Annotated in this window: 21 protein-coding genes; 16 read left to right on the forward strand and 5 right to left on the reverse strand. The window is 71.5% G+C overall.

What is annotated here, in order from left to right:
* Positions 1-58: 58 nt before the first annotated feature.
* The gene (locus tag MTF65_RS10835; RefSeq protein ID WP_243628336.1) at positions 59-1,270 is read right to left on the reverse strand and encodes a pyridoxal phosphate-dependent aminotransferase; all 1,212 of its coding nucleotides are present in this window, start codon (positions 1,268-1,270) and stop codon (positions 59-61) included.
* Between the two features lie 585 nt (positions 1,271-1,855).
* Between MTF65_RS10835 and MTF65_RS10840 the strand changes: the two genes are divergently transcribed.
* From MTF65_RS10840 to MTF65_RS10850, 3 genes are all read left to right on the forward strand, one after another.
* Positions 1,856-3,739: a transposase gene (locus tag MTF65_RS10840; protein WP_243628337.1), complete on the forward strand. Its 1,884-nt coding sequence runs from the start codon at positions 1,856-1,858 to the stop codon at positions 3,737-3,739.
* 164 nt (positions 3,740-3,903) lie between these two features.
* Positions 3,904-4,389, forward strand: a complete 486-nt coding sequence (locus MTF65_RS10845; protein ID WP_243628338.1) for a macro domain-containing protein — start codon at positions 3,904-3,906, stop codon at positions 4,387-4,389.
* 95 nt (positions 4,390-4,484) lie between these two features.
* A complete protein-coding gene (locus MTF65_RS10850; protein WP_243628339.1) occupies positions 4,485-4,670 on the forward strand; it encodes a hypothetical protein in 186 nt (61 codons plus the stop codon).
* Between the two features lie 92 nt (positions 4,671-4,762).
* On the opposite strand, the gene MTF65_RS10855 is transcribed toward MTF65_RS10850, so the two are convergent.
* Together MTF65_RS10855 and MTF65_RS10860 are read right to left on the reverse strand one after the other, a co-directional pair.
* Positions 4,763-6,346 carry an amidohydrolase family protein gene (locus MTF65_RS10855; RefSeq protein WP_243628340.1) on the reverse strand — a complete coding sequence of 528 codons (1,584 nt, stop codon included), beginning with the start codon at positions 6,344-6,346 and terminating at the stop codon, positions 4,763-4,765.
* A 7-nt stretch (positions 6,347-6,353) separates the two neighbouring features.
* On the reverse strand, positions 6,354-7,634 hold the full coding sequence (locus MTF65_RS10860; protein ID WP_243628341.1) for an amino acid deaminase: 1,281 nt from the start codon (positions 7,632-7,634) through the stop codon (positions 6,354-6,356).
* Positions 7,635-7,895: 261 nt separating this feature from the next.
* Here MTF65_RS10860 and MTF65_RS10865 point away from each other — a divergent pair, with 261 nt between their 5' ends.
* Together MTF65_RS10865 and MTF65_RS10870 are read left to right on the forward strand one after the other, a co-directional pair.
* The gene (locus tag MTF65_RS10865; protein ID WP_243628342.1) at positions 7,896-8,657 is read left to right on the forward strand and encodes an IclR family transcriptional regulator; all 762 of its coding nucleotides are present in this window, start codon (positions 7,896-7,898) and stop codon (positions 8,655-8,657) included.
* Positions 8,654-9,073 carry a RidA family protein gene (locus MTF65_RS10870; RefSeq protein ID WP_243628343.1) on the forward strand — a complete coding sequence of 140 codons (420 nt, stop codon included), beginning with the start codon at positions 8,654-8,656 and terminating at the stop codon, positions 9,071-9,073. The genes MTF65_RS10865 and MTF65_RS10870 overlap by 4 nt, the downstream gene beginning before the upstream one ends.
* A 61-nt stretch (positions 9,074-9,134) precedes the next feature.
* On the opposite strand, the gene MTF65_RS10875 is transcribed toward MTF65_RS10870, so the two are convergent.
* Positions 9,135-10,466 (reverse strand): M14 family metallopeptidase, encoded by a 1,332-nt coding sequence (locus MTF65_RS10875; RefSeq protein WP_243628344.1) that lies wholly within the window; start codon positions 10,464-10,466, stop codon positions 9,135-9,137.
* A gap of 128 nt (positions 10,467-10,594) precedes the next feature.
* A complete protein-coding gene (locus tag MTF65_RS10880; RefSeq protein WP_243628345.1) occupies positions 10,595-12,286 on the reverse strand; it encodes a chitinase in 1,692 nt (563 codons plus the stop codon).
* A gap of 394 nt (positions 12,287-12,680) precedes the next feature.
* Here MTF65_RS10880 and MTF65_RS10885 point away from each other — a divergent pair, with 394 nt between their 5' ends.
* The 11 genes from MTF65_RS10885 (at position 12,681) to MTF65_RS10935 (ending at position 23,438) form a co-directional block, all read left to right on the forward strand.
* Positions 12,681-13,619 carry a hypothetical protein gene (locus tag MTF65_RS10885; protein ID WP_243628346.1) on the forward strand — a complete coding sequence of 313 codons (939 nt, stop codon included), beginning with the start codon at positions 12,681-12,683 and terminating at the stop codon, positions 13,617-13,619.
* Positions 13,620-13,659: 40 nt separating this feature from the next.
* On the forward strand, positions 13,660-14,361 hold the full coding sequence (gene cpaB / locus MTF65_RS10890; protein ID WP_243628347.1) for a Flp pilus assembly protein CpaB: 702 nt from the start codon (positions 13,660-13,662) through the stop codon (positions 14,359-14,361).
* Between the two features lie 254 nt (positions 14,362-14,615).
* The gene (gene iscB / locus MTF65_RS10895; protein WP_374207199.1) at positions 14,616-16,040 is read left to right on the forward strand and encodes an RNA-guided endonuclease IscB; all 1,425 of its coding nucleotides are present in this window, start codon (positions 14,616-14,618) and stop codon (positions 16,038-16,040) included.
* Positions 16,037-17,407, forward strand: a complete 1,371-nt coding sequence (locus tag MTF65_RS10900) for an AAA family ATPase (RefSeq protein WP_243628348.1) — start codon at positions 16,037-16,039, stop codon at positions 17,405-17,407. The genes iscB and MTF65_RS10900 overlap by 4 nt, the downstream gene beginning before the upstream one ends.
* Positions 17,408-17,410: 3 nt before the next feature.
* Positions 17,411-17,797 (forward strand): TadE/TadG family type IV pilus assembly protein, encoded by a 387-nt coding sequence (locus tag MTF65_RS10905; protein ID WP_243628349.1) that lies wholly within the window; start codon positions 17,411-17,413, stop codon positions 17,795-17,797.
* A 1-nt stretch (position 17,798) separates the two neighbouring features.
* Positions 17,799-18,179, forward strand: a complete 381-nt coding sequence (locus tag MTF65_RS10910) for a TadE/TadG family type IV pilus assembly protein (RefSeq protein WP_243628350.1) — start codon at positions 17,799-17,801, stop codon at positions 18,177-18,179.
* Positions 18,176-19,582 (forward strand): CpaF family protein, encoded by a 1,407-nt coding sequence (locus tag MTF65_RS10915; protein WP_243628351.1) that lies wholly within the window; start codon positions 18,176-18,178, stop codon positions 19,580-19,582. Before MTF65_RS10910 ends, MTF65_RS10915 begins: the two co-directional genes overlap by 4 nt.
* The gene (locus MTF65_RS10920; protein WP_374207200.1) at positions 19,579-20,523 is read left to right on the forward strand and encodes a type II secretion system F family protein; all 945 of its coding nucleotides are present in this window, start codon (positions 19,579-19,581) and stop codon (positions 20,521-20,523) included. Before MTF65_RS10915 ends, MTF65_RS10920 begins: the two co-directional genes overlap by 4 nt.
* 13 nt (positions 20,524-20,536) lie before the next feature.
* Positions 20,537-21,427 carry a DUF5936 domain-containing protein gene (locus MTF65_RS10925; protein ID WP_243628668.1) on the forward strand — a complete coding sequence of 297 codons (891 nt, stop codon included), beginning with the start codon at positions 20,537-20,539 and terminating at the stop codon, positions 21,425-21,427.
* A gap of 230 nt (positions 21,428-21,657) precedes the next feature.
* Complete coding sequence (locus MTF65_RS10930) at positions 21,658-22,752, forward strand: histidine kinase (protein WP_308407142.1); 1,095 nt, start codon at positions 21,658-21,660, stop codon at positions 22,750-22,752.
* A complete protein-coding gene (locus tag MTF65_RS10935) occupies positions 22,752-23,438 on the forward strand; it encodes a response regulator transcription factor (RefSeq protein WP_243628352.1) in 687 nt (228 codons plus the stop codon). Before MTF65_RS10930 ends, MTF65_RS10935 begins: the two co-directional genes overlap by 1 nt.
* The last annotated feature ends 79 nt before the right edge of the window (positions 23,439-23,517 follow it).

Here is a 23,517-nt window from a genome sequence, read left to right on the forward strand (position 1 = left end):
TCTAAAGTTGAGGCGCATCCGAATATGAGACGGCGACTGGCTGAGTGTGGCCGGCCGGCTACATCTGGCCGTAGCCGTCGAGGAAGTTCCCGATCCGGGTCACCGCGTCGGCCAGGTCCTTGGCGCTCGGCAGCGTCACGATCCGGAAGTGGTCGGGCTCGGGCCAGTTGAAGCCCGTGCCGTGCACGACCATGATCTTCTCTTCCCGCAGCAGGTCGAGGACCATCTGCCGGTCGTCCTTGATCTTGTAGACGGACGGGTCCAGCCTCGGGAACAGGTACAGCGCGCCCTTGGGCTTCACGCAGGTGATGCCGGGGATCCCGGTCAGCAGGTCGTACGCCGTGTCGCGCTGCTCCAGCAGCCGCCCGCCCGGCAGGACCAGGTCCTCGATGGACTGCCGGCCGCCGAGGGCGGTGGCGATGGCGTGCTGCGAGGGCATGTTCGCGCACAGGCGCATGTTGGCCAGGATCGTCAGGCCCTCGATGTACGACGAGGCGTTCTTCTTGGGGCCGCAGACCGCCATCCAGCCGGCCCGGTAGCCGGCGACGCGGTAGTTCTTGGAGAGCCCGTTGAACGTGAGCGTCAGCAGGTCGGGGGCGATCGCGGCCGTGTTCGTGTGCGTGGCGCCGTCGAAGAGGATCCGGTCGTAGATCTCGTCGGAGCAGACGACCAGGTTGTGGCGGCGGGCGATGTCCGTGAGCCCGCGCAGCATCTCGTCGTCGTAGACGGCGCCGGTCGGGTTGTTCGGGTTGATGATCACGATCGCGCGGGTGCGGTCGGTGACCTTGCGCTCGATGTCGGCGAGGTCGGGCATCCAGTCCGCCTGCTCGTCGCACCGGTAGTGCACGGCGGTGCCGCCGGCCAGCGATACGGAGGCGGTCCACAGCGGGTAGTCCGGCGCGGGGACGAGGACCTCGTCGCCGTCGTCGAGCAGCGCCTGCATCGACATCTGGATCAGCTCGGACGCGCCGTTGCCGAGGTAGATGTCCTCGACGCCCAGTTCGATGCCCTTGGTCTGGTAGTGCTGCATGACCGCGCGGCGCGCGGAGAGCAGCCCCTTCGCGTCCCCGTAGCCGTGGGCGTTGCCCAGGTTGCGGAGCATGTCCTCAAGGATCTCCGGCGGGCACTCGAAGCCGAAGGCCGCGGGGTTGCCGGTGTTGAGCTTGAGGATGCGATGACCTGCCGCTTCGAGCCGCATGGCCTCTTCGAGCACGGGGCCGCGGATCTCGTAGCAGACATTGGCGAGTTTCGTTGACTGGATCACCTGCATGACGGGAGCTTACGGGCCCCGGTGCGGGATCGCAGCGATATTCGGGGAGGAGGCAACGGGTCGGTATGCCCCGTTTCGCGCGATGCGGAGGCGGCGACGCGGCCCACCCTTGGAAAGGACGGCCGGCCCCGCGTTCCGGCCTGCGGAATGGAGCGGGGCGGGGCGCGTACGCGGCGCCGTGTTGCGCTCGTCACCTTGCGCGGGACCTTGCGCGTGACCTTGTGCGACCTTGCGCGGGCTGAGTACGGGCGCCCTGGGGTGAGGGAGTGTCCGAGCGGGACGCGTGAGTACGCGCACTCATGCGGCCCGCCGGCCTCCCGGCGAGGCTCACGTTGTTCCTTGGGGATCTGTAGTGATCGTGTTGCGTTCTCGCGGTGGTGTCCGTCGTGTGTGGGTGCCGGATGTGGGTTCGTGGGTCGAATGGGTGACCTTTCGCGCGTGCTGTCGTTGGTCGGATGACAGCACCGGTGGCGGGGGAGGTGGGCGTTGAGTCGGAAGGTGCCCCTCGCCGCGGGTCAGAGCGCCCGGACCGCTTGCGCCCGTGGTCTGTTGCGGTCGGGTGTGGATGAGGAGAGCGGTGAGCTGGTGTCCGGCTCCGTGCTGGCGGAGCCGGTGGGCTGGGCGGCCGGTCTGGTGGCCGCGATGGTCACGGAGCTGCTGGCCGTCCACTGGAACGCCGCCGATGTGGATGTGCTGGCTTCCGGGGTGGACGTGGGCGGGCGGAAGTTGCCGTCGAACGCGTGGATGGCTTTGCGGCGTCTGGGCTGGAGTGTCGCGCCGCCCGAGGGTGTTCGGGTCAATGACCGGATCGTGCGGATGGCGCAGGAGCAGGCCGGGCGTTTGCTGCGCTCGGCGCACTGGCGGGCCGATCTGACCGCCGGAGTCCTCAAGGCGTGGCCCGCTGAGCCGACCAGGCGCACGCCGGAGGAGTGGGATGCGGTGCGTGCGGCGGTGCCGGGCGGAGAGCATCTGCCGTCCAGCGTCATCACCTCCCGCACCCGGCAGATCAGCGCTTTCGTGAAGAAGCACGGGCGGATGCCTGTCGATGTGTTCGAGGTAGAGAGCGCGCCCAAGACGGCGGGGTTGCTGTTGCTGTCGGCGTGTGACGGGCAGCAGGCGACCATCGAACGTCACGAGACCGAGTCGGGCCGTGCGCTGTTGCGCTTGCAGTTGCCCACCCGCCCGGACCCGCAGTCCTATCGGGACTGGTCGTGGGTGGCCTGCCCGCTCAGGCTGCCGCCGACGGTCCCGGCGGGCGCGGTGCTGCACCTGCCCACCCTGCGCCCGCACCGGGGCCGGGTGCGGGCCGATGTCGCCTACACCCACGCCGTGCCGAAGGCGGACCGCAGTGGGCATACGGTCGCTTTGGGTGTGGACTGGGGCCTGAACACCCTGCTCAGCGCGGGCGCGGCTCGCCTCCACGACGACGGGCGGATCACCGCCTTCGGAGCCGGGGGCATGTTCCGGACGGCCGGCGTCCTCGCCAAGCAGCACCGCCTGCGCCGACAAGGCGAGTACTTGCACGCCAAGGCAGATCACTACCAGCGGCTGACAGCCGGGGACGAACAGCATGCCCTGGCCGCCAAGCACACCATTCTGAGCGACGAGATCGCGCACGTCTCCGCGCGCCGGTCAAACCTGAACGACGCACTGGCGTGGGCCGCCGCCCGCTGGGCGGTGGATCAGGCCATCACGGCCGGGGCGAGCGTCATCTATGTCGAAGACCTCCGCTCGATGGAAGCCCGTGGCATGGGCCGCACCCTCAACACCCGTCTCTCCCAGCAGGTGCGCGGGCGGATCGTGGAACGCATGCGGCACCTCGCCTCCGAGACCGGCATCGCCGTCGTCACCGTCCCCGCCAGGAACACCTCCAGACACTGCCCCCGGTGCCTCACCCCACTGCGGCACCGCAAGGCCCCCGACCGGCCCACCGTCCCCGGCTGGAAATGGGCCAGCTGCCCGAACCCCACCTGCTCCTGGCAGGGCGACCGCGACCAGGGCGCCTGGCAGCGCATCGCAGCCCGCGGCCTGGTCCACCAGGCAAAGACTGCCTGCGACCGCACCACCGGCGCGATGGCCATCCGCACTGTCGTGGACCGACTCGAAGCGGGCGCGGTCATCACACCGACCACGCCGAAGACCAGCCGACGGGACCGGTCCAAGACCGGACCCACCCGGCACCAGGCAACACGTCCGACGCCCAGGCGACGCCGGACACCCTCCCCCACCAGGCCCTCGGGTCCGGCGGGCAAGCGTCCGGAGGGACACGCTCACACGGACCGGCCACGGCTGCCCCGCGCAGCCCACCGGCACCAGGGCGTGACGACGATCAGCACACCCACCAGCCGACACCGGCCGCGAGGGGCAGCACTGGGCGCGGGATTCCACCTCCACGTCCACGCCACCCCTCCACGGTGGGAACACGTCCCCGAACCAGATGCTCTGTCTGGCACAGGATCACTGAGCTGATTTGAGACGCTTGCCCCCATGAGCCAGGACGGATAGAAGCCGGCGGACTACCGCCGCCGCACCGAGCGAGTAACCGGCGGGCCTTCGCGCGGCGGTGACCGCGGCGCCGGAGGTCGCCGCCCCGCCGGAAAACCGCGGGTTCGACGGGCCCGGGCGGGGTGAGAATGGGCCCGGTGAAGGCACTCAAGATCATTTCGGGGGACGCGACCTGCCCCCAGGCCAAGGGGCCGAAGATCATCGCGCATGTCTGCAACGACATCGGAGGCTGGGGCAAGGGCTTCGTCCTGGCGGTCTCGAAGCGCTGGCCCGGACCCGAGGCGCGGTACCGGGCCTGGCATCGCGCGCGCAGCGGCAACGATTTCGGTCTGGGCGCGGTCCAGCTGGTCCAGGTCGCGCCGGACGTGTGGGTGGCCAACATGGTCGGCCAGCGCGGGACCCGCACGGGCAGCAGCGGCCCGCCTATCCGCTACGAGGCGCTGGAGCGCTGCCTGGCGGCCCTGGCCGACCACGCCGTCGAGCTGGGCGCGTCGGTGCACATGCCGCGCATCGGCTGCGGGCTCGCGGGCGGCAAGTGGTCCCGCATCGAGCCGCTGATCACCGACGCGCTGTGCGCGCGGGACGTGGACGTGACGGTCTACGAGGTCGCGTGATCCGGCCGCGCGGGCCCGCGCGGGCGGCCGAGGTGCGTTCATGGCGGCGGGGCCGGAGGATGGGGGCCAGGGGGCGGCACTGGAGGAGGTACGCGATGGACACTGAATCGGACCAGCAGCCCACCCGGTCGGACCGGCTCTTCACGGGCGGGGAACGGCCGTACGACCCCGAGGACCTCGTGATGGCGACCGGTGCGGACCCGACTCCGGAGCGGATCCAGAAGGCACGCCAGCTGATCGAGAAGGAGGGCCCGGCGGTCATCGAGCGCTTCCTTCCTTAGCGCCGACCGGAATCTGCTGCTAGCCGAGCCCAGCCCGGCCCGGGCCCACCCGGACCGGGCTCCGCCGTGTCTTTCCGGGGCCTCCTCGTGCCTCACCGGCCCCCGTACGGCGTGCGGCGGACGGACCGGCCGGCCAGGACGTCCGTCCTGCGGCCGTCCCGCATCACGAACCGGCCGTCGATCAGGACGTGCGGGATGCCCGTCGGCGCCGCGCGCGGATTCTCGTACGTCGAACCGGCCGCGACCGTCTCCGGATCGAAAAGCACCAGGTCGGCGCGGTATCCCTCACGGACCAGACCCCGGTCGGGCAGGCGCAGCCGGGCCGCCGGCCGCCCGGACAGGTGGGCCACGCACTCCTCCAGGGACAGCACGCCGAGTTCGCGGACGTAGCGGCCGAGGTAGCGCGGGAACGTGCCGTACGCCCTCGGGTGCGGCTTCGCGCCCCGCAGGATGCCGTCCGAGCCGCCGGTGTGGACCGGGTGGCGCATGATCGCCCGGACGTTCTCCTCGTGGCCGACGTGCTGGAGGATCGTGGGCCCCAGGCGGTCCCCGAGGAGGAGCCGCCGGGCGGTCTCCCAGCCGTCGAGGCGGGTTCCGACGTGCGCCCCGTACGCGGGATCCGTGGTCCCCGAGATCTCGATCGTCGACCAGTCGACGGGCACCCCGTGGCAGCCGTCGGCCCCGGTGACCTCCAGGGCGTACCGGATCCGCTCGGCCTCGGCGTCGTCGCGCAGGCGGGCGAGGACCGCGTCGGGGCCGCCCTCGTTCGCCCAGCTCGGCAGGAGGGCGACGAGGGTGGTGCAGCCGGGGGTGTACGGATAGCTGTCGAGGGTGATGTCGGCGCCGGCGGCGAGGGCCGCGTCGAGCAGGGCCAGCAGCTCGGGGGCGCGGCCCTCGTTCTCCGCGAAGTTCATGGTGGCGTGCGCGAGGTGCAGGGCGCAGCCGGCCTCCCGCGTCAGCTCCACCATCTCGGCGTACGCGGCCAGCGCGCCGCGGCCGTACGAGCGGTGGTGCGGGCAGTAGTAGCCGCCGTACCGCGCCACCACGCGGCACAACTCGGCCAGTTCGGCGCCGGACGCGTACATGCCTGGGGTATAGGTGAGGCCGGAGGACATCCCGACGGCGCCCTGCGCGAGGCCGTCGGCGACGAGCGTACGCATCCGGTCCAGCTCGGCCGGGCTCGCCGGGCGGTCGTCCCAGCCGAGGGCGTACGCGCGGACCGTGCCCTGGGGGACGAGGTACGCGGCGTTCACGGCACAGCCCTGACCGCCGTGGGCGCGATCGAGCCGGTCGAGGTACTCGCCGACCGTGCGCCAGTCGAAGTCGACGTCGTCCCCCGAGCCGTTCCAGCCCGCGATGACGGTCTGCACCTCGCCGAGGGTGCGGTCGTCGGCCGGCGCGTACGACAGGCCGTCCTGGCCGAGGACTTCGAGGGTCACGCCCTGGGCGGCCTTCGCGCTGTGGTCCGGGTCCCGGAGCAGGGCGAGGTCGCTGTGGGCGTGCATGTCGATGAAGCCGGGGGCCAGGACGAGGCCGTGCGCGTCGAGGGTCTCGCGGCCACCGGAGGGGATCCTTCCGATGCCGGCGATCCGACCCTCGTGCACGGCGACGTCGGCGGTGTACGAGGGCCCGCCCGTGCCGTCCACGACGCGGGCCCCGCGGATGAGCAGGTCCACGGCCGGATCAGAAGAAGGTGCGGACGTAGTCGCTGACCGTGCCGTCGGCCTCCACGACCGGGATCAGCGGCCACTTCTCGAAGATGGTGCAGGGGTGGGACATGCCGAGGGCCACCCAGTCGCCGACGTTCACGTCCTCGGCGGAGTCGGTCTCCAGCCAGGCGTGCTGGTCGGACAGTTTGACGACGCGGACCCCGGTGGCGGGCCGCTCGGCGCCGGTGAGGGGGTCGCGGACCAGCTCGGCCTCCGGCAGGCCCAGGTCGTAGGCGATGTCGCGCTTTCCGGCGTTGACGAAGGCCTGGGTGGGGGAGGGGCGGGAGACCACCTGGGTCCAGAGGCGGAACGCGGGCCGCAGGCCGCCCTCTTCGGGGACCCGGTTGAAGGGGGTCAGGTTGGTGTACCAGCCGTGGTCGTGGGAGACGTAAGCACCGGAGCGGAGCAGCCGCAGGGTGGGCCGGGACAGCTCGGGCAGCTCGGCGAAGACGTCGGCGACGGCGTCGAACCAGGACGAGCCGCCGGCGCTGACGATGATCTCGTCGAGGTCGCCGGCGAAGCGGCCCGCCTTGTCGAACTCGACGGCGAGGGCGGTGAGCCGGCGCAGGTAGGCGTGGACGGAGTCCGGGTCGGCGCCGGGCACCTCGGCCTCGTAGCCGGCGATGCCGACGAGGCGGAGGGTGGCGGTCCGCGCGACGGCGTCGGCGACGGCGCGGACGTCCTCGTCGGTCCGGGCGCCGGTCCGGGCCCCCTCGCCCGCGCCGAGTTCGACGACCACGTCGATGACGGCCGACTCGTCCCGCAGGGCGCGGTCCATGAGCTGGACGCCGCGCACGGAGTCGACGTAGCAGACGAAGCGGAAGCCGGGGTCGGCGGCGAGCTCGGCGGCGACCCAGCGCAGGGCGGCGGCATCGACGAGCTCGTTGGCGAGGAAGATCCGCTGGATGCCGAAGGCGCGGTACACGCGGGCCTGATGGGGGACGGCGGCGGTGATGCCCCACGCTCCGTGGTCCAGCTGGCGGCGGAAGAGCTGGGGGGCCATGCAGGTCTTGCCGTGCGGGGCGAAGGCGAGGCCGTGGCGGGTGGCGTACGTCTCCAGCGTGGCGATGTTGTGCGCGAGGGCGTCGGCGTCCAGGGTGAGGACCGGGGTGGTGAACCCGCCGCCGTACAGGTCCCGGCGCTGGGCGGCCAGTTGGCCGACGGTGAGGCCGGCGGCGTGCGCGTCCGGGGGCAGGCCCTTGAACCGGTGGTCGACCGGTTCGTCGGCGAGTTCCTTGACGGGGTCACTGGGCATGTGCGGTGCCTCCCGGGGTGTTGCGTGACATGCAACGGTCGTTGCGTATGGCGCTGCCTGCTGTCTAACATCCCGGGTGACGACGGGTCAACGCCGACTGCCGGGTGCGGGCGCCACTGCTGGGGCTCCGCCCCAGACCCCGCGCCTCAAACGCCGGCGGGGCTGGATCTTTCAGCCCCGCCGGCGTTTGAGGCGCGGGTCCGGGCGGAGCCCGGGGCCCGGCGGAGCCGGGTTCGTCTGAACGGTACGAGAGGACGAGGGATGAGCCAGTCCGTGGAACGAGCCCTCGGCATCCTGCCGCTGCTCGCGCAAGGCCCGGCCGGTCTCGGGGCCGTCGCCGACGAGCTCGGCGTCCACAAGAGCACCGCGCTCAGACTCCTCCGCACCCTCCACGAGCGCGGCTTCGTCTACCGCCAGCCCGACGGCCGCTACCGCCTCGGCGCCCAGCTCTTCGCACTCGCCGCGCAGGCGCTCGAAACCCTCGACGTGCGCGCCGTCGCCCACCCGCACCTCGTCGAGCTGAACAAGGCCACCGGCCACACCGTGCACCTCGCCCTCCACCAGGACGACGAGGTCGTCTACATCGACAAGGTGGACAGCCGCTACCCCGTCCGGATGTACTCCCGCATCGGCAAGCCCGTCCCCCTCACCGTCGCCGCCGTCGCCAAGCTGCTCCTCGCCGACCTCCCCGAGACCGAGCGCGAGGCGCTGGCCGGCCGGATCGCCTACCCCCGTTACACCGCCCGCTCGACCCCCGGTCCGCAGGACTTCCTGCGCGAGCTGGCCCTCGTAAGGGAACAGGGCTGGGCCACCGACCTCGGTGGCCACGAAGAGGCCGTCAACTGCGTCGGCGCCCCCGTGCGCGGGCCCGACGGGCGGGTCGCCGCCGCCCTGTCGATCTCCGCGCCCACCGTGGTGGTCACCGCCGAGGAACTGCTCGAACTGCTGCCCCTGGTGCGCCGTACCGCCGAAACCATCAGCCGGGAGTACTCCGGCTCCGTACAGAGGGACGACCCGTCGTGACCGAGAAGACAGAGAAGACCGCCATCACCCCCGACACGCACACCGCCCCGCCCGCACGGTTCTCGCACGGGTTGCGCAAGGGGAACATCCTCCAGGTCGCGGGCCAGGTCGGCTTCCTCCCGCACGTGGACGGGCAGCCGCCCACCCCGGCGGGGCCGACGCTGCGCGCGCAGACCCTCCAGACGCTGGACAACGTCCGCTCCGTACTGGAGGCCGGCGGGGCGGGCTGGGACGACGTGATGATGATCCGCGTCTACCTGACGGACACGGAGCACTTCGCCGAGATGAACGGCATCTACAACGCCTATTTCGAGGAGCAGGGCCTGAAGGAAGCCCCGGCCGCCCGTACGACCGTGTACGTCGGTCTGCCCGCCGGGCTGCTCATCGAGATCGACGCGCTCGCCGTCCTCGGATAGCCCACGGTGAGGGGCGCCCCCCTGGCGGTGGGGCGCCCCGGTTCACACGCACTCGATACCACTACGCGCAGTACTGCGCTTCCTTGCCGATCGAGCGGTACACGCAGTCCGCGTTCTCCAGCAGCTGGAGCACCGCGTCCTTGTTGCGCGCGGTCTCGCGGTCGATCACCTCGTCGGGCGGGTAGAAGCCGCCCCCGCCCGAGGCCGGGTACATCTCGAAGGTGTAGGCGAAGATCTTCTGGTCGCCCCACAGCCAGTCGTCGATCGTGCCGTCCGTGATGTACAGCTCGCTCGACTGCTCCGGCGTGTAGCCGTTGCTGGCCGCCATGCCGGTCCCGATCTTCTTGTACGCCGCGAGGTCGTCCGCGGTCAGGCCCGGCGCCGTGTCGTTGTAGGTGTAGCCGAACGGCCACAAGATCAGCTCGCTGTACGTGTGGAAGTCGATGGCCGCCTTGATCTGCTGCTTGCCGCCGACCACCCGGCTACGGACGAAGTCGGAGACCACCTTCACCTCGGGCGCCGACTCGGCGGCCGCGCCCCGGTAGGTCTCGGAGCTCCTGCTGCCGCTGGAGCCGCCGCAGCAGCCCCACTTGTAGTTCCAGTTCCGGTTCTCGTCCGTACCCACGTACGAGGAACCCGAGTTCGGCTGCCGGTTCTTGCGCCACGAGCGGTACGAGCCCGTCGCGATGTCGTACTCGCCGCCGTCCGGGTTGAGGTCCGGGATGATCCAGATCTCGCGGCCGTTGACCATGTTGGTGACGCGGCTCTCGGTCCCGTACTTGGAGCCGAACTCCTTGAGCAGGTAGAGGGCCATTTCCACGGTCAGGTGCTCACGCGCGTGCTGGTGGTGCGTGAAGAGCACCTCGGGCTCGTTCTCGTCCGTCGCGACGTTGTCGCTGATCTTGATCGCGACGAGATCGCGGCCCTGGTACGACTTCCCGATGACCCGCTTGCTCATGATCCCGGGGTACTGGGCGATGCGCTGGTCGATCTCGGCGTTCGCCTCGGCGTAGTTGTGGTACTTCGAGTCCGCGGACGGGAAGTCCATCGGGCTCGTCGCGATACCGGGTTCGGAGCGGTCCGGCGGGCCGGGCAGCGCGGTGAGCTTGTAGCCGAGCGCCCGCAGGTTCTTGGCCTGTGCGGTGTCGGCGCTGACGACGACGGTGTGGTCCTCGACCTCGTCGATCGAGACACCCGTACGGAGCAGGGCCGTGCGGTCGGTGACCGTGGACGGCCCGTGGATCCGGTACTGGACGATGGCCTCGTCCTGGGTGGCGGTGGACGGAGTGGGTGGTGGCGACGCCGTGGCGCTCATTCCGTAGGCGGGTGCGCCGAGTGCGAGCGCCAGCAGGGCCGCTGTGACGGCGGCCCTTCGGCGGGTGTGAAGCCGCATGCAGTTCTCCTGGGTGGGGAGTGTGGGGGGAGCCGTGCGGACGTGCGGACAGCGTGCTCTCGTGGCATGTCCTGGTCAAGGACTCGCTGTGCCCGCCGACCCGATCCGGCCACCCCCACACGTACCGCCTACGGCAGGGCGTGAACCTTCGGACCCACCGCGTTGGACCAAGCGCTACCCGCCTTGGCGTCCCAGTTGGTCGACCAGGTCATCGCGCCGCGCAGCCCGGGGTAGGTCTTCGACGGCTTGAAGGAGCCGCAGTTCGTGCCGCGCGCCAGGCAGTCCAGCGCGTTGTTCACGACGGTCGGGGAGACGTACCCGCTGCCCGCACCGCTCGGCGAGGCCGGCACGCCGATGCCCACCTGCGAGGGGTCGAGGCCGCCCTCCAACTGGATGCAGGCCAGCGCGGTGAGGAAGTCCACCGTGCCCTGGGAGTAGACCTTGCCGTCGCAGCCGTTCATCGAGCCGCTGTTGTAGTACTGCATGTTGACGACGGTGAGGATGTCCTTGATGTTCAGCGCCGTCTTGAAGTAGCCGCCCTGCGTGGACTGCATGTCGATGGTCTGCGGGGCCATCGTGATGACGAGCGAGGAACCCGCCTTCGCGGACAGCGAGCGCAGCGCCTGCGTCATGTAGGTCGGGTTCAGGCCGTTCTCCAGGTCGATGTCGATGCCGGAGAACCCGTACTCCTGCATCAGCGCGTACGCCGAGTTCGCCAGGTTGTTCGCGGAGGCGGAGTCGTTCACCGAGATGGTGCCCTTCTCGCCGCCGATGGAGAGGATGACGGACTTGCCGGCCGCCTTCTTCGCGGCGATGTCCGCCTTGAACTGGGCGACCGTGTAGCCGCCGAGGCCGGCCGAGTCGAGGTTGAAGGTGATGGCCCCGGGCGTGGTCGTGGCGTCGGCGAAGGAGACGGCGATGATGTCGTACTGCGCCGAGACGTCGGAGAGCTTCTGGACGGTCGCGCCGTTGTTGAAGTTCTGCCAGTAGCCGGTGAGGGCGTGCTTGGGGACGGACGGGTTGGGGTTCGGGCCGCCGCCGGTGGTCGTGCCCGTGACCGCCGCCGACTTGGGGCCCTCGCCCGCCGCGTTGTAGGCGCTCACCTGGAAGGAGTACGAGGTCGAGGCCGCCAGCCCGGTGAGCTGGGCGGAGGCCCCGGAGACCGTCTGGACCCGGGTGCCGTCCTGATACACGTAATAGCCGGTGGCTCCGCTGACCGCGTTCCACGAAAGGGTGAGCCCGCTCGCACTCTGTCCGGAAACAGCGGTTCCGGTCGGGGCTCCGGGGATCGAGGGGCCGGGGTCGGTGCCGCCGCCCCCGTCCGGGCCGAACACGCTGAACTCGTCCGCGACGTAGGCCGGCTGGCCGTACCAGCCGTGGGTGTAGACGGTGACCTGGGTGGTGCTGGGGCCGGTCGAGAAGGTGGTGGAGAGCTTCTGCCAGCCGCCGCCCGAGCCGGGGGTCCAGGTGGAGACGTCCTGCGTGCCGGTCCCGGTCGCGCCCAGGTACACGTAGGAGCCCTGCACCTGCGTGCTCAGGGTGTACGTCGAGTTCGGCTTGACCGTGACGGTCTGGCTGCAGCGGGCGTTGTCCGAGCCCGCCGGGGTGGCCTTGAGGGCGCCGGCCCCCGCGTACACGGGGGAGGAGACGACGGCGCCGCTGCCTCCCGAACAGGACCAGTTGGCGAGGCCGGACTCGAAGCCGCCGTTGCGGGCGACGTTCACGTCGGCGGCCTGGGCGGTACCGGTGGCGAGGGCGGTGAGGCCGCCGGCCGCGAGGGAGGCCGCGCCCAGCAGGGCGAGGGAGCGTATGCGGTTCACGTGGGCTCCGTGGGGGGAGAAGGGCGTGAGGATGTGGGTGGGGATGTGGGTGGGGAAACGAGCGGGGAAAGGAGCGGGGAAACGCGTGGGGGAGTAAGTCGGGGACCCCGCACACAAGTTGGTCCAGACCAATCCTCGTGTCAATACTCTTTGCGAAGTGGCTTGAACTGATCGACCTCCGGATCCTGGTTGGCTGGTTGTCAGCGCTTTCGGCCTCCTGTGACATGTGCTTGTGGCACGGGAATTCCCAAGGCCCTGCCCTGCCAGGGGTGACGCGGATATGGTGCTGGGGCAAGGGGGGAAGGGCGCCGATCGTTTGCGGTCGCGCAGGGGTGTGCGCGTGCGCGAGGGTCGCGTGAACTTCGTGGCGTACGGGGTGAACAGGGGGATTCGCGTGCCGACCGCCATTGCCGTCACCAGCGCCGATCTGGTGCTGCCGGCCCCTGACCGGCACACGCCGCCGGCCGTCGTACTGCACCCGCCGGGGCAGCTCGACCTGGAGGGCGCGCTCGCCGAGACGAGCACCCTGCTGGAGCGCCACGGCCATCTCGTGGCCGTCGTACCGCCCTGGCTGCCGCCCGCCACCGTCCAGCGGCTGCACACCGTACGGGCCATCCTGGAAACCGACCGGATCGCCCTTCTCGACATCGATCTGCCGCCCCTGGCCACCGCCCTGCTGGTACGTCAGCTGCGCCAGCTCAGCGTGTGCGACTTCAGCCCCGGAGTGCTCGCCTCCGCGGCCCGGCTGCTGTCCCACTACATCTACGCGGGAGCCCTGCTGGGATCGGTCGCCAAGCTCGACCGGGTCGCGGTCAGCCTCAAGGCGCACGCGCGGTCCTGGTCGCCGAGCGCGCAGTTCGCCGTACTGGCCCACCCGGCGCCGCACCTCGTCAAACTCGGCGGCGGCGGGGCGCGTGGTGGAGGGGCGCACGGCGGCGGGCCTCGCGCGGGAGCGGGCGGCGGACTGCCTCCCGGGCCCGGGTTCGCCACCCACCTCACCTTCGCGCGCGGCCAGCTCGCCTCCGACTGGGTGGCCGCCGAACTCGCCCCCGCCTGGCAGGTCCAGGGCGTGATGGAGAACCCGCTCCCGGCCGCCTCGCCCCTCTGGTGGGCCACGCCGAAACTCGTGGAGTTCGCCGCCGCCATCCCGGACCCGTCCGTGCTCTACCAGCTGGTCGCCTCGGTCCGCCGCGAGGAATGCCGCTGGTGCGGCTTCGAGCTCATCGGCGACCGCTGCGGCTTCTGCGCCGCGCCGCTCACCGCACCACCGCCCGCAGCCAGTGCTTCGTCCAATCCTTCCAGTCCTTCCAGCGCGTCCAGATCAAGACTCTGACCGGCCAGACCGAACGAAGAACGGCGAGGTAGTACGGCTCATGAACTCACGCCAGCGCCGCGGCGTCATCCTTCTGCTCCTGTCGGTTCTGTGCGCCCTGGCGGCGTTCGGCGGAGTCCTCGTGGTGATCGGCGACGTCAACTCCAAGGTCGGGGCCGAGGTCGTCGCGTACCGGGCCAAGGGCGACATCGCGCCGTACAGTCCGCTGGCGGCAGGCCAGTTCGAGGAGGTCACGATCCCCAAGCGCTGGCTGTCCGAGACGGCCGTCACCGACCTCGGCCGGCTCAAGGACAAGATCGCGCTCACCACGCTGAAGAAGGGCTCGCTGCTCCAGACGGACATGTTCGTGGACAAGCCGCAGCTCCAGGCCGGGGAGCAGGAGATCGCCATCATGATCGACGCGGCGACGGGCGTGGCCGGCAAGATCTACTCCGGGGCCAAGGTCAACATCATCGCCACCTTCAAGGGCGCCAAGGACACCGACCCCTCGCGCTCGGTGATCATCGTGGCCAACGCCCGGGTCCTGAACGTCGGCAAGCTCACGGCCCTCGACAAGGACAGCGACAAGAGAGGCCCCGCCGAGGCGGTCCCGATCACCTTCGCCCTGAACACCAAGGACACCCAGCGCGTCGCCTACGCGGAGTCCTTCGCGGAGCACGTCCGCCTGGCCCTGGTAGCCCCCGGCACCGACTCCGCGCCCAGCGCGGGCGACCGCACGTACACCCTCGACGGGGACAAGTAGTAACGGGATCCCCCTCCTAAAGGAGAGGGCTTTCGGCCGCACCGGCTGAGGGCCGCCGTTACCAGCACCAGCCAACAAGACATATTTGGAGGTGAACGAAGTTGGCTACGTACCGCGTAGGACAGAAGACCGACCGAGCTGTGCTTCCTCAGCAGCTCGCTCTCGAATTCGAGTCAGCAGACACCCCCCGGATCGGGGACGAAACGGGGCTCGAACGCCGTGAGGCACCCGGCGCGGTACATGTGCGAGGGGAGATGCCCGGCGCTTCACCTGGCGCCGGGCGCGTCACCCCCAACCGTGAGGTTGGGGAGAAGGCCCGTGAGGGCCATCCCGTCGTGTTCGTCCTGGACAAGCACGGCACACCGCTGCAACCGACCAGCCCCGCGAGGGCCCGCAAGCTCCTTAGGAAGGGCCGGGCGGCCATTGCCCGGCACACCCCGTTCGTGATCCGCCTCAAAGACCGCACGGTCTCCGAATCGCAGGTGGAAGGTGTGGAACTCGGGATCGACCCCGGATCGAAGCACACCGGCATCGCCGTGTTCACCGCGAAGGACGGTGAGCGCCGTGGCCTGTACGCGGTCGAGCTCGCCCACCGCGGTGGCGCTATCCGGGACAAGCTCACGGCTCGTGCTGGCTACCGGCGCCGTAGGCGCGGCCGCAACCTGCGCTACCGCGCACCCCGATTCTCCAACCGCACTCGCCCCAAGGGCTGGCTCGCCCCGTCGCTGCGTCACCGCGTGGAGACGACCATGTCGTGGACCACACGGCTCGCACGCTGGGCACCCGTCCGCGCCGTGCATGTGGAACGCGTCGCCTTCGACACCCACGCGATGTCCAGCGGCGGACCGCTGGAGGGCGCCGAGTACCAACACGGCACCCTCCACGGCACAGAGGTCCGTGAGTACCTCCTCGCCAAATGGGAGCGGACCTGCGCCTACTGCGGGACCACCGGAGTCCCCCTCAACATCGACCACATCCACCCCCGCTCACGCGGCGGGAGCGACCGCATCTCCAACCTGTGCACCGCCTGCGTCCCCTGCAACGAGAAGAAGTCCAACCAGCCCGTCGAGGACTTCCTCAAGCAGTCGCCGCGCCGGCTGGCTCGCATCCTCGCCCAAGCCAAGACCCCGCTCCGCGACGCGGCAGCCGTCAACGCCACCCGCTGGGCACTGTGGCGTGCCCTCGACACCTCGTTCGACACCGTGCGCACCGCATCAGGTGGCCGCACCAAATGGAACCGGCAGCGGACCGGCTTGCCCAAGACGCACACCCTCGACGCCCTGTGCGTCGGCCATCTCGACACCGTCACCCGCTCCCCAGCCCACGTCCTCGCGGTCACCGCGACCGGACGCGGCACCTACACCCGCACCCGCCCCGACAAGTACGGCTTCCCCCGTCAGCGCCTGCCCAGGCACAAGACGTTCTTCGGCTATCAGACCGGCGACTTCGCCCGCGCTGTCGTCCCCACCGGCAAGAAGACCGGCACCCACACCGGCCGTATCGCCGTCCGCGCCAACGGCAGCTTCGACATCAAAACCGCCCACGGCCTTGTCCAGGGCATCGGGCACAAACACTTCCGCCTTCTCCAACGAGCGGATGGATACGCCTACACCACCCGACCCGAAGGACCCACTACCACCCAGCTGAAGCAGGGCGTTTCCACGAAAGAAGTCCGATGACCACCCGAATCCTCCCCGCGGTCGGCGACCCGGAAGCCGCCCGTGTCATTTCCACGCTCCTCAGCCAGCTGCCGGCCGCCGAGCCGGCCGGGCCCGTCCCCGACTCGGGCTCGCTGCTCGACACGCTGGCCCGGCTGGCCGCCGAGTCGATCGACGAACTGCCCGAGGTGGTCCTGGTCCACGAGCGGATCGGCCCGGTGCCCGCGCTGGACCTCATCCGCGAAGTCGCCCTCCGCTTCCCGGCGGTGGGCGTGGTACTGGTCTCCTCCGACGCGGGCCCGGCGCTGTTCTCCGCCGCCATGGACTCGGGCGCGCGGGGTCTGGTCGGGCTGCCGCTCGCCTACGAGGAACTCGCCGCCCGCGTCCAGGCCGCCGCCCAGTGGGCCGTGGGCGTACGCCGCCACCTGGGCCGGGGCCCCGACCTGCCCGCCGGACCGGGCGGCCGGGTGGTCACGGTCGCCGGGGCCAAGGGCGGCGTCGGCACCACCTTCACCGCCGTGCAGTTCGCCCTCGCCGCGGTCGCCTCGGGCCGCCGTACGGCCCTGGTGGACATGGACCTCCAGGCCGGCGACGTGGGCTCGTACCTCGACGTGCAGTTCCGCCGCTCCATCGCCGATCTCGCCGGGATCCAGGACATCTCGCCGCGGGTGCTTCAGGACGCGGTCTACGACGACCGGACGGGGCTGGCGCTGCTGCTGGCCCCGGCGGACGGCGAGCGCGGCGAGGAGGTGGACGAACGGGCCACCCGGCACATCGTCGGCGCCCTGCGCGGCCGCTACGAGATCGTCGTCATCGACTGCGGCACCCAGGTGACGGGCGCCAACGCGGCGGCGGTGGAGATGGCCGACGTGGCGGTGCTCGTGACCACCCCGGACGTGGTCGCGGTCCGGGCGGCGAAGCGGCTGGTCCGGATGTGGGAACGGCTCCAGGTCCGCAAGGCCGAGGACACCGCGATGGTGGTCAACCGCTGGACCAAGCACACGGAGATCCAGCCCTCCCTGATCGAGAAGATCACGAAGACCCGGGCGACGCGGACCCCGGTGCCGGCGGCCTTCAAGGAACTCCAGGCGGTGGTGGACGCGGGCCGGGTGCAGGACCTCGACAACCGCTCCAGCGTGAAACAGGCGCTGTGGACCCTGGCGGGCGAACTCGGGCTGCTGTCGGCCCCGGCGGAGCCGCAAGCCGCTGCCGCCGCCGCTGCCGCCGCCGCTGCCGCCGGCACCCCGGGCGCGGCCCTGGCGGTACGGGCCTCCGGTCCGGTGGCGCGGCTGCGGGGCGGCGGCGACCGGGGCGGCGACCGCGGCCGGGACCGGGTCGGCGACCGGGGCGCGGTGGGCGGCTGGTCGCGCCGCGGCCGGGAGGACTGACCGGTGCCCGCGCGTCGCAGATGCAGCCGCCGGGGCCGCGCCCACGACCGCGACCTCGGCCAGGTGGCCGTCGAGTTCGTCGGCATGGTGCCGCTGATCCTGCTGCTCGTGGCGGCGGTGTGGGAGTGCGTACTGATCGGGTACGCCTTCTCCCTGGCGGGCAACGCGGCGGACGAGGCGGCGCGGGCGGGGGCGGTCAAGGGCGACGGGGAGTGCCGTACGGCCGCGGGCCGGCACATCGGGGACGCGTGGGGCATGTCCGTGGACTGCGGCCCCGCGGGTGATGTGTACAAGGCGACCGTCACCCTGCGGATTCCCGTGCTGTTCCCCGGGCTCGACTTCGGCTCGCTGGCAGGCACCGCCGGTGCCGCGATGGAGAGGGAGGAGTGAGATGAGGAGCGAGACGAGGCGGCGCGCGCACCTCGACCGGGGCCAAGTCGCCCTGGAGTACATCGGCTTCATCCCGATCCTGTTGTTCGTCGCGCTCTGCGGGATCCAGCTGGGCTGGGTGGCGTACGTACACGAGCAGGCGGACACGGCCGCGCGCACGGCGGCGCGGGTGGAGGCCCGCAAGGGCTCGGGCGGGGCCGCGGCCGGCCGGGCGGCGGTGCGCGGCGGGCTCACCGCCGACGTCTCCGTGAGCAAGGACGCCGACGCCGTCACGGCGAGCGTGTCCATCACGATCAACTCGATCATCCCGGGACTGAATCCCGAACCGGCCAGGGCAACGGCCGTCATGCCCAACGACGACCCGAAGGTGACCGGACCATGAGCCTGCGTTCCCGGGTCAACACCCCCGACGACCGCCACAGCCCCCGCGAGGACGGCCGGCTGGTCTCCTCGTACCGCGCCAAGCTGCTGGAGGAGATCGACCTCGCCGAGATGTCGGCGCTCGCCCCCGCCGAGCGCCGGGCGCGCCTGGAGCGCGTCCTCGGCCACATCATCAGCCGCGAGGGCCCCGTACTCTCCACCGCCGAGCGGGCGCAGCTGATCCGCCGGGTCGTGGACGAGGCACTCGGCCTCGGCGTGCTCGAACCGCTCCTCGAAGACACCTCGATCTCCGAGATCATGGTCAACGGGCCCGACCAGATCTTCGTCGAGCGCGCCGGCCGCGTCGAGCAGCTCCCGCTGCGCTTCGCCTCGCACGAGCAGCTGATGCAGACCATCGAGCGCATCGTCTCCACCGTCAACCGGCGTGTGGACGAGGCGAATCCGATGGTCGACGCCCGCCTGCCGAGCGGCGAGCGCGTCAACGTGATCATCCCGCCGCTCTCCCTGACCGGTGCCACGCTCACGATCCGCCGTTTCCCGCGCGCCTTCACCCTGCACGAGATGATCGCCCTCGGCTCGCTGGACGAGCAGATGCTGCTCCTGCTCTCCGGCCTGGTCCAGGCGAAGATGAACCTGATCGTCTCCGGGGCCACCGGCACCGGCAAGACCACCCTCCTCAACGCCCTCTCCGGCCTGATCCCGGAGGGCGAGCGCATCATCACCATCGAGGACTCGGCGGAGCTCCAGCTCCAGCAGGCCCATGTCATCCGCCTGGAGTCCCGCCCGGCGAACGTCGAGGGCAAGGGGCAGATCACCATCCGCGACCTGGTCCGCAACTCCCTGCGCATGCGTCCCGACCGCATCATCGTCGGCGAGGTCCGCGGCGGCGAGACCCTCGACATGCTCCAGGCGATGTCCACCGGCCACGACGGCTCCTTGGCCACCGTCCACGCCAACAGCGCCGAGGACGCGCTGATGCGGCTGCAGACCCTCGCCTCCATGTCGGAGGTGGAGGTCCCGTTCGAGGCCCTCCAGGACCAGATCAACAGTGCCGTGAACGTGGTGGTCCAGCTGACCCGCTTCGGAGACGGCTCGCGCCGCATCACGGAGATCTCCATCCTGGAGTCGCACGGCCGTGAGCCCTTCCGGATCACCACCGTCTGCCGCTTCGCCGCCCAGCCCATGGGGCCGGACGGGCGCGTCCACGGCTACTTCGCGTACTACCCGCTGCCGCGCCGCATCGCCGAGCGCCTCTACATGAACAACCAGCCGATCCCGCAGGCCTTCGGGGTCGCGCCGCCGGACGACCACCGCAATGACCCGCTGGCCGACCACCGCGCCGACCCTCTCGCCGACCCTCTCGGCGACCCCCTCGCCACCCGCATCACCCGGACCGCCCTGTGAACCTGAACCCCTTCATCCTCGCCACCCTCGGCGCTACCCTGCTCGCCTGTGTGCTCGTGGTCGCCGGCGTCCACGCGTACGCCGCGGGCCGCGCCCAGCGCGCGGCCCTGATCGAACGTCTCGCCACGGACGGCGCACCCGAACCGACCGGCCGCCGACGCCGCTTCGCCGGCGTGGACCGCCGCCTGCGAAGGACCGCGCTGGGCAAGCGGATCGAGGTCAAGCTCGCCGTGACGGGCCTGGACCTGACCCCGGGGGAGTTCTTCGTCTACGTGCTGATGTCCGTGGCCGGGACGTGGCTGATCGCGGCGAGTTTCCTGGCCCCGTTCTTCGGGCCGGTGGCCGGCCTGATCGGGCTGTGGGCGGGCAACGGCTTCCTCAACTGGCAGCGGTCCCGCCGCACCGAGCGGTTCATCAACCAGCTGCCCGAGCTCGCCCGCATCCTGGCCAACGCCACCCAGGCCGGACTGGCCCTGCGTACGGCCATCGCCATGGCGGCCGAGGAGCTGGAGGCCCCGGCGGGCGAGGAGCTCGCGCGGGTCGCCGACCGGCTCGCCGTCGGCCACTCCATCGAGGAATCGCTGGGCGAGATCGCCGAGCGGCTCCCGTCGCGCGAACTGGTCGTGCTGGTCTCCACCCTCGTCCTGTCCGCGCGGGCGGGCGGCGCGATCGTCGGCAGCCTGCGCAACCTGACGGTGACGCTGGAGCAGCGCAAGGAGACGCGGCGCGAGATCCGCACCCAGCTGTCCCAGGTGACGGTGACGGCGTACTTGGTCCCGGCGATCGGACTCGGCTCGCTGCTGCTGGTGAACCTGATGATGCCCGGCGCGCTGGACCGGATGACCGGCGCGTTCATCGGCCAGACGGCGGTGCTGGTCGCGCTCGGCCTGTTCACGCTGGGCTTCGTCCTCATCCGCCGCTTGTCGAAGATCGACGTGTGAGGGGGCGGTCGTGATCGCACTGCTGCTGGCCGTGATCGTGGGTGCGTCGGTCTTCGGCGTCTTCCACGGCGTACGGATGTACCGGGCCGAGGTGAAACTGCCGACCGATCTGGCGCTGGCCCTGGAGGTCGGCGCCACCCGTACGACGGCGGTCGGCTCGGCCGTCGACCGGCTGGGCATCCGCTGGGCGCCGCTGGTGCTGCGCCTGATGGGCCCCGGGCGGGTGGCGAGGAAGCGCCGCCAGATCGACATGGCGGGCAATCCGGCGGGCCTGACCATAGACCGCTACGCGGCCCGGCGGGCGGTGTACGGCTTCCTCGGCGGCCTGGGCGCGCTTGCGATGCTGCTCAACGGGCAGCTCGTACCGGCGCTGCTGATGGTCGCGTTCGGGCTGTTCTGGATCGAGGCCGGCCTGTGGTCGGCGATCCGGATGCGCCGCGACCACATCGAGCGGACCCTGCCGGACTTCCTGGACGTCCTGGCCGTCGTCGTCAGCGCCGGGCTCGGCTTCCGGCAGGCGCTGGAGCGGGTGGCGGCCAAGTACGACGGCCCGTGGTCGGACGAGATCCGGATCACCCTCCAGCAGATGGACATGGGCGTCAGCCGCCGCCAGGCCTTCGACGAGCTGCGCCGGCGCAACGACAGCGAGCAGGTGGCCCAGTTCGTGACCGCCCTCCAGCAGGGCGAGGAGCTCGGCTCGCCGATCGTCGAGACGCTGATCGCCATCGCGGAGGACATGCGGCGTACGGACGCGCAGAACGCGCGGCGGCGGGCGGCGCGGGCCGTCCCGAAGGCGACGTTCGCGGTGACGATGTTCATGCTGCCCGGCACGCTGATCCTGCTCGTGTGCGGCTTCGTCTACGGGGCGAACGTGGACTTCGGCGCGATGCTGGGGGGCGGGTGAGCGGCGTGGCGGTCCTGGACACCGGCTCACCGCGGCGGGCGCGGTGGCCGCGGTGGCCTCGGTGGCCGGGCGGGCGGGGGCGCGCGGGGGCGGGGGCGGTTTCGGCGGGGCCGGCCGACCGGGCGGAGGATTCCTCGCTCCCCCTCGTCCACCTCCCCCATCTCCCCCATCTCCTCCATCTCCGGGCGAAGGCCCTTCAGGCCCTGTGCCGGCGGGTCTTCGCCTTCCGGATGGTGATGATCGGCCTCGGGGCCCCGCTGGTCCTGGGCCGCACCGCACGCGGCGGCCCGACGTACCTCGTGGCCGGCGCGATCCTGCTCACCTTCATGCTGTCCTACGTCCTGTTCCGCGACTGGGAGCGGTTCGGGCCCTTACTGCTGCGCCACCGCTGGCTGCTGGCCCCGGACATGGCGCTGAGCGGGCTCCTGCTCGTCACGGCGACGGCGGACTCACCCCTCGGCCTGGTCGCCCTCTGCACGCCGCTGCTGGCCGGGCTGGTCTACGGCTGGCGCGGCTCCGCGGTCTACGCCGCGCTCCAGGCGGCCCTGGTGGCGGGCGTCGGGACGGGCGTCGGGGCGGGTGTCGGGGCGGGCGGAATCGTCCTCCCCGCCCTGTGCCTGCTGGCGGGGGCGGCGGGCGCCTCGCTGCGGGACCTCCTCCTCCGCTTCGGCGCGGCGAGTCAGGCCCTGACGGAGACGCGGGCCCGGCTGGCGGCCGCCGAGGCGGTCCGCGCCGAACGGGACCGCCTGGCCCGCGAGATGCACGACTCGGTCTCCAAGACCCTGCACGGCCTCGCCCTGGCCGCCGACGCCCTGGCCCGTACCGGGGACCCCGACGCGCTGCACGAGCGGGCGGCCCTCGTCGCGGACGCCGCCCGGCGGGCGGCACGGGAGTCCCGCGCCCTCCTGACGGACCTGCGGGCGGCCCCCGGGGTCTCCCTGGCCGCGGAGCTCCACGCGCTGGGCGCCGACGCGGAACTGCGGCTGGCCGCCGAGCTCCCGGAGGTCCCGGCGGCGGTGGCCCGGCAGGTCGTCGCGGTGGCCTCCGAGGCGCTGGAGAACGCCCGCCGGCACGCGGACGCGGCGCGGGTGGTCGTCGAGGCGGTCGTGGAAGCGGCCCACCTCACCCTCACCGTCTGGGACGACGGCCGCGGCCTGCCGGGCGGCATCGACCTCGCGGCCCTCCGGCGGGCGGGCCGCTTCGGCCTGCTCGGCATGACCGAACGCGCCGCCGCCATCGGCGCCCGCCTCCACATCGGCCCCCGCCCGGGCGGCGCCCCCGGTACCCAGGTCCGCCTGGACCTCCCGCTGACGGGAGCCCTGTGATGACGCCGATCCGGGTCCTGATCGCCGACGACAACCCGGTCGTCCGCGCCGGCCTCGCGGCCCTCCTGGCGACGGCCGAGCACATCGAGGTCACCGCCCAGGCGGCGGACGGCCGCGAGGCCCTGAGCCTGACCCGGACCCACACCCCGGACGTGATCCTGCTGGACGTGCGCATGCCGGGCGTCGACGGCATCTCGGCCCTGCCGCACCTCGTGCGCTTGGCCCCCGTCCTGATGCTGACGTACAGCCAGGAGCCGGAGATCGTCCGGGAAGCGCTGCTCCTGGGCGCCGGCGGGTACCTCGTCCACGGTGAGTTCACGGCCGACGACCTGATCCGCGCGGTCCGCGACGTCCGCGAGGGCCGGGCCCATTTCACGACGACAGCGGCGAGCGCCCTCCTCGCGGAACTCCGCACCTCTTCGCAACCGCAACGAACTGTGGCACAGTCTTCTGAGCGGGTGCACAACTCTGTTGTCTTCGGGCTGAGTTCTCGGGAGGTAGAGATCATGGAACTGATCGCGTCCGGGATGAGCAACCAGCAGATCGCGGCCGCCTGCTTCATCAGCGAGAAGACGGTGAAGAACCACATCAACCGCATCTTCGCGAAGCTCCACAGCACCACCCGCAGCGAGGCGATAGCCCGCTGGCTGGGAACCGCCCGTCCAGGAGTAACCGGCCATGGCTAGACGGAGTACACAATGGGTCCGCAATTGGGCCCCGGGACCCTTGGTAACGCCCCGTCACACCCCGTACGGTCCGCAAACC

The organism is Streptomyces sp. APSN-46.1, assembly GCF_022815725.1.
GTDB lineage: Bacteria > Actinomycetota > Actinomycetes > Streptomycetales > Streptomycetaceae > Streptomyces.